Here is a 2,988-nt window from a genome sequence, read left to right as displayed (position 1 = left end):
AGTGTGGGGTTTCCCCATGTGAGAGTAGGTCATCGTCAAGATTAAATTCCGAAACCCCTATCTGCTGATGCAGGTAGGGGTTTTGTTTTGCCCGCGGGAAAGTCATTTTGTGTTTCTATGCAACTGTCTTGTGCATGGCTATCATGCGGGCCTCATTATCAGGGCGCAGTCCGCATGCTCACGTTGCTAAAACTTCTGAAGGATGGTCGCTTTCATTCAGGGCAGGCGCTGGGTGCTGCGCTGGGTATCAGTCGTAGTGCTGTATGGAAGCAATTACAGCACTTGGAAGCAGAAATAGGGCTGTCTGTTCATAAGGTTCGAGGTAGGGGGTATCAGTTGGCTAAGCCTCTGGTGCTTTTGGATGCTGCAGAGATTTGCGCAAAAGGCCTTCGCGAGTGGCCTGTCCATATCTTTGACGCTATTGACTCGACCAACGCCGAGGCGCTGCGTTTGATCGAGCGTGGGGCGGCGGCGCCGTTCATGGTTTTGGCTGAGCGACAGATCGCTGGTCGTGGTCGTCGTGGTCGTAAGTGGGTCAGTCCGTTCGCCGAAAACCTCTACCACAGCCTAGTGCTACGCATTGACGGCGGTATGCGACAGATCGAAGGGCTGAGCCTGGTCGTCGGGCTTGCTGCCATGCATGCCCTGCGTGATATGGGGATCGCTGAGGCGGGGCTGAAATGGCCTAATGATGTCCTGGTGGGAGAGAAAAAGATCGCCGGCATCTTGCTTGAGTTGGTGGGGGATCCTGCGGACGTTTGCCACGTTGTCCTTGGCGTGGGGATTAATGTGAATATGCAATCGACTGATGAGGTCGACCAGCAATGGACATCCATGTGTCTTGAGGCAGGAAGGGATTTTGATCGAAATGAGCTGGTCGCACGATTGGGTGCGAAGCTTCAGCACTATCTGAGGCTTCATCACGCATCGGGGTTTGCTGCAATACAGTCGGAGTGGGAGCAATACCATCTTTGGCAGGGCAGGGCTGTCTCCCTGATTGCCGGTGTTAATAAAATTGACGGTATTGTGCTGGGCATTGATCACCAGGGTGCGCTGCGTTTGAAGGTAGACGGTGTGGAAAAAAACTTTAGCGGTGGTGAGCTCAGCCTGAGGTTGCGTGATGATTCTTGAGCTTGACTGCGGCAATAGCTTTATCAAATGGCGTGTTCTTCGTGCCGATGGGGTGACGCCGGTCGAAGGTGGCGTGGTCAGCTCTGACAGCGATTTGCTGGTGAGCCTGAGCCATGCCGAGAAGTTCCAACTCAAGAAATGTCGTCTTGTTAGTGTAAGGACTCCGGAGGAGACGGATTCATTGGTCGCCTCTCTCGTTGATGTATTTGGGGTGTCGGTGACCCGCGCTGTGCCTGCCCGAGAAATGGCGGGGGTGAAAAACGGCTACCAGGATTACGAGCGGTTGGGGCTTGATCGATGGTTGGCCTTGCTGGGTGGGTACCATCTTGCTTCAGGCGCGTGCCTGGTCCTTGATTTCGGTACTGCCATTACGGCTGATTTTGTGGCGGCGGATGGTGAGCATCTCGGCGGATTCATTTGTCCGGGCATGCCTTTGATGCGTAACCAACTGCGTACTCATACGCGAAGAATTCGCTATGACGATATGGCTGCCGAGCGCGCCCATGAGAGTCTCGCTCCAGGTCGGACAACTGTCGAAGCGGTCGAGCGCGGTTGCATGCTGATGCTCAGGGGGTTTGTCCTGACTCAGCTTGAATTGGCGCAGCAATATTGGGGGGAGGATTTCGTGGTGTTTCTCACGGGTGGGGACGCCAATCTGGTTTCCGGGGTTGTTCCTGATGCCAAGGTGGTGCCCGACCTGGTTTTTGTCGGTTTGGCGATGGCCTGTCCCTTGTCTTGAGGTTTTCTATGCGGTGGTTGTTTCTGTTGTTGCTGGTTTTGAATGTCTTCTACTACATCTGGCATCAGCAGGAGGCCCCACTTCGCGCCAAGGATGTGACTCCGCTCAGTTTGTACCGCGGTTCGCAGCAGGATATTCACCTGTTGAGCGAAACGGCGGATGCGCTTGTCAGGCGCGACCTGGGTAAATCCGGTGAGGCGCAAAAGACTTGTGTTTACTTGGGTGGTTTTGTTCGTCCGGAGCTGGCCAGGCAGTTGGAGCAGCGATTGGCTGCCTCGGGCGTCGTAAGTCGTTCTGCTGCGCCGAACTCGCCAAATGCCCCTGAGGGTGGGGGATTCTGGGTTCAGGTTTCCCAGGAAAGCGTGGGAAAGGTGAATGAAGCGTTGCTTCAAAACCTTTCTAAAGAATTCAATGAGTTAAAACATAAAATAATGCCGTGCGAGGGGGTTGCACCCGCTGGGTAGTTTGCATAGAATGGCGCCCGCTTCGCAGCGAAGACCTTTAAAGGTTAGCGGTACGAAGCGACGTCAACGCAGCTAACCTCAGGTTTTTAATGAGAAAATGCTTGACAGAAGGCTGGCATGATATAGAATGCCGGCTCGCTTAGGAGGGGTTCCCGAGCGGCCAAAGGGATCAGACTGTAAATCTGACGTCTACGACTTCGAAGGTTCGAATCCTTCCCCCTCCACCATTTTTAGCGTGAGCTGCAAGCTCCGCGGGTATAGTTTAGTGGTAGAACCTCAGCCTTCCAAGCTGATGATGCGGGTTCGATTCCCGCTACCCGCTCCAAGTTTGCAGGTTGTGCAAAGTGTTTCGCTCTTGTAGCTCAGTTGGTAGAGCACACCCTTGGTAAGGGTGAGGTCAGCGGTTCAAATCCGCTCAAGAGCTCCATATAACAAGGCAGATATGAAAATATCTGCCTTTGTTTTAATGGCTTGTGTGACTCGCTAAATTCTTCTCCTAGGGGTGATTTCGATGGCTAAGGAAAAGTTCGAACGTAATAAGCCGCACGTCAACGTCGGTACCATCGGTCACGTTGACCACGGTAAAACCACGCTGACCGCTGCTCTGACCCGTGTCTGCTCCGAAGTTTTCGGTTCGGCCAAGGTTGACTTCGA

General features: G+C 53.7%; 4 protein-coding genes and 3 tRNA genes. All 7 read left to right on the top strand.

All coding sequences use genetic code 11. The features are described 5' to 3' along the window. Window positions 1–174: 174 nt before the first annotated feature. On the top strand, window positions 175–1,131 hold the full coding sequence (gene birA, locus BLU76_RS30290; protein ID WP_092225725.1) for a bifunctional biotin--[acetyl-CoA-carboxylase] ligase/biotin operon repressor BirA: 957 nt from the start codon (window positions 175–177) through the stop codon (window positions 1,129–1,131). Further along, the gene (locus BLU76_RS30285; protein ID WP_092151216.1) at window positions 1,121–1,870 is read left to right on the top strand and encodes a pantothenate kinase; all 750 of its coding nucleotides are present in this window, start codon (window positions 1,121–1,123) and stop codon (window positions 1,868–1,870) included. Before birA ends, BLU76_RS30285 begins: the two co-directional genes overlap by 11 nt. An 8-nt stretch (window positions 1,871–1,878) precedes the next feature. After that, window positions 1,879–2,334, top strand: coding sequence for a hypothetical protein (locus BLU76_RS30280; protein WP_063324138.1), 456 nt, complete (start codon window positions 1,879–1,881; stop codon window positions 2,332–2,334). Between the two features lie 142 nt (window positions 2,335–2,476). After that, window positions 2,477–2,561, top strand: a tRNA-Tyr gene (locus BLU76_RS30275). A 24-nt stretch (window positions 2,562–2,585) separates the two neighbouring features. Beyond that, window positions 2,586–2,659, top strand: a tRNA-Gly gene (locus BLU76_RS30270). Between the two features lie 26 nt (window positions 2,660–2,685). Beyond that, a tRNA-Thr gene (locus BLU76_RS30265) sits at window positions 2,686–2,761 on the top strand. A gap of 84 nt (window positions 2,762–2,845) precedes the next feature. After that, window positions 2,846–2,988, top strand: a 143-nt coding sequence (locus BLU76_RS30260) for a GTP-binding protein (protein WP_256326681.1), incomplete at its 3' end; no start/stop codon positions are given.

The organism is Pseudomonas sp. NFACC08-1 (assembly GCF_900106735.1).
GTDB lineage: Bacteria > Pseudomonadota > Gammaproteobacteria > Pseudomonadales > Pseudomonadaceae > Aquipseudomonas > Aquipseudomonas fluorescens_Q.
The sequence above is the reverse complement of the archived record's forward strand: the minus strand, read 5'-3'. Positions and strand labels throughout refer to the sequence as shown.

Bases quoted from the DNA above. Each gene is read 5' to 3' on its own strand.
- birA (WP_092225725.1), top strand. From the start codon at position 175: ATGCTCACGTTGCTAAAACTTCTGAAGGATGGTCGCTTTCATTCAGGG.
- BLU76_RS30285 (WP_092151216.1), top strand. From the start codon at position 1,121: ATGATTCTTGAGCTTGACTGCGGCAATAGCTTTATCAAATGGCGTGTT.
- BLU76_RS30280 (WP_063324138.1), top strand. From the start codon at position 1,879: ATGCGGTGGTTGTTTCTGTTGTTGCTGGTTTTGAATGTCTTCTACTAC.